Here is a 2,608-nt window from a genome sequence, read left to right as displayed (position 1 = left end):
CTCCAGCCTATTCCCAAGTTAGCCATCCAGGCGGCTAGGAAAACTCCATCCACTCCACCAACTGGTTACCCCCATAAGCAAGGGGAGTGTCGAACAAAAACATGCGGGTCAAGGACGTGACCGGTAAGATCCAAGCAGGGATCCCCAAATAAAGAAAGAAGTAGAAACCAACGTGCAACATCAAGTTTTGGGGTTAGGCATTGCGGGGCTGGCGGCAGCGCGGCTGTTGCGGGCCCAGGGCTATGAAGTGCTGGTTTGGGATGAGCAAGATTCCCCTCTTCTCAGACAGCGGCAGGCTGAGCTCAATCAAGAAGGGATCCCGGTTCGGCTGGGGCAGCCTTTTCAACTGGCCGAAGGGGTGAAGCAGGTGGTGGTCAGTCCAGGCATTGCTTGGGATCACCCGCTGCTGCAGGCGGTGCGTCAACAGGGAATCCCGGTGGTGGGGGAGGCGGAGCTGGCCTGGATCTATCTTGACCACCTACCCTGGGTGGGGATCACCGGCACCAACGGCAAAAGCACCACCACAGCTCTGGTGGCGGAGATGTTCAAGGCGGCGGGGCTGCAAGGGATCCCCTGCGGCAACATCGGCCTGCCCCTGTCGCAGGTGGCTTTGGCAACGCTCCAGGGAAAGCTCAAGCCGGACTGGATCGTGGCGGAGCTGAGCAGCTACCAGTTGGAGGCCAGTAGCCGCCTCATGAGCAGCACTCCTGGAGGGCCGCCGCGCATTGGGGTGTGGACCACCTTCACTCCCGATCACCTAGAACGGCATGGGACGCTGGAGCGCTATGCCAGCTTTAAGGCTCGCCTTTTGGATCGGGCCCAGTGGCGGGTGCTCAACGGCGAGGATCCCTACCTGTGCCGCCGCCGGCAGGACTGGGAAAATACCTATTGGACTTCCCTTGTTGCTACCCAAGGCTGTTGTGACCGGGATCCCACCGCAACCCTTGACCTGCGGGAAAACCGCCTCTACATCCAGGGGGAGATGGTGGCGGAGCTGGAGGACTTTGCAGAACGCTGCCCTGGCCAACACAACCTGCAAAACCTGCTCTTGGCGGCAGCAGCAGCACGTCTAGCTGGGCTCCCCAACGCTGCCATTCAAAAAGCCATCCGATCTTTTGCCGGCATGCCCCATCGGCTGGAGCGGGTGGCGCAAATCCAGGTGGGATCCACCCCTATCCGCTTTGTCAACGACAGCAAGGCCACCAACTACGAGGCCGGCTGGGTGGCGCTCAACGCCCTTTCCCCACCCATTATTCTGATTGCCGGAGGAAGGGCTAAGCAGGGGGATCCCGGCGCCTGGTTGCGGTTGATTCGGGCCAAGGTGGCCCGCGTGTTGCTGATGGGGGAGTCTGCCCCAGTGCTGGCAGAGGCCCTCCAGGGGATCCACTATACTGACGTTGAGCTGGTGCCAACCCTAGATGTAGCGGTGGAAAGAGCCTTTGCAGCGGCTTGTTCCCTTTCGCGTCAAGCTCAGAGCTTGGGGAAGCCCGCTCAACCCATCACCATTTTGCTGTCCCCCGCCTGTGCCAGTTTTGACCAGTACTCCAGCTTTGAACACCGTGGCAACCATTTCCGAGCCTGCTGCCAAGCCCTCCAGGGATCCCTGGAATGCTGAGGCTCGCTGGCTGCGCTGGCTCACCTTGATCTGGCTGGTGCTGGGGCTGATGATGCTGTTTTCCGCTTCCTACCCGGTGGCTCAGCGGATCACCGGCGATGGCCTCTACTTTTTCAAGCGGCAATTGCTCTGGGCCGGGTTGGGTCTGGGTTGTTTCTGGGTTCTGGTGCGGATCCCATTGCGGCGCTGGTTCCCCTGGGCCGGGATCCTCTGCTTGGTGGGAGTTGGCTTGGTGTGGGCCACCCAGGTGCCGGGATTGGGGGTTTCCCGCCTGGAGGCCAGCCGCTGGCTGGATTTGAAGGTGATCCCTGTTATCCAGCCTTCAGAATTGCTCAAGCCCCTGTTGGTGTTGCAGGGATCCTGGATCTTTGGCCGCTGGTTTCACCATCCTCCCTGGTTCCGCATCCTCTGGGTGGTTATCTTCGCCTTTGCGCTCTTGGGGATCCTCGCCCAGCCCAACCTGGGCACCACGGCCATCTGCGGCCTTACCCTCTGGGTCATGGCTTGGACCGCCGGGATCCCAGCTTTCACCCTTTTGGCCACAGCGGGGCTGGGGATTCTGGCGGCTGTGGTGAGCATTCTCAGCAAAGATTACCAACGGCGGCGCATCTTGGCTTTTTTGGATCCCTGGGGTAACGCCCAAGGGGATGGCTATCAGTTGGTGCAAAGCCTGTTGGCCATTGGCTCCGGCGGCCTGTGGGGCAAGGGATATGGCCTTTCCCAGCAAAAGCTGTTCTACCTGCCCATCCAATACACCGACTTCATCTTCTCGGTGTATGCAGAAGAGTTTGGCTTGGCCGGATCCCTGTTCTTTCTGGGGTTGCTGACCTTCTACACTCTGCTGGGCTGGCGGGTGATGGGGCGCTGTCGAGAGCTGACCATTCGCTTAGTAGCCTGCGGCTGCCTGATGTTTCTGGTGGGGCAGTCGCTGATGAACATCGGCGTGGTCACCGGGGTTCTGCCCACCACAGGTGTGCCCCTGCCTTTGTTCAG

General features: G+C 60.5%; 2 protein-coding genes. Both read left to right on the top strand.

The window, feature by feature from the left end:
• The first annotated feature begins 172 nt into the window (after nt 1-172).
• Nucleotides 173-1,615, top strand: a complete 1,443-nt coding sequence (gene murD / locus NW829_RS08230; RefSeq protein WP_414416851.1) for a UDP-N-acetylmuramoyl-L-alanine--D-glutamate ligase — start codon at nt 173-175, stop codon at nt 1,613-1,615.
• Nucleotides 1,560-2,608 (top strand): FtsW/RodA/SpoVE family cell cycle protein (locus NW829_RS08225; RefSeq protein ID WP_414416850.1); only part of this gene is annotated, 1,049 nt, incomplete at its 3' end. The genes murD and NW829_RS08225, both read left to right, overlap by 56 nt.

This window comes from Synechococcus sp. R55.8 (assembly GCF_047461895.1).
GTDB lineage: Bacteria > Cyanobacteriota > Cyanobacteriia > Thermostichales > Thermostichaceae > Thermostichus.
This window is presented reverse-complemented; position numbering and strand designations above follow the sequence as displayed.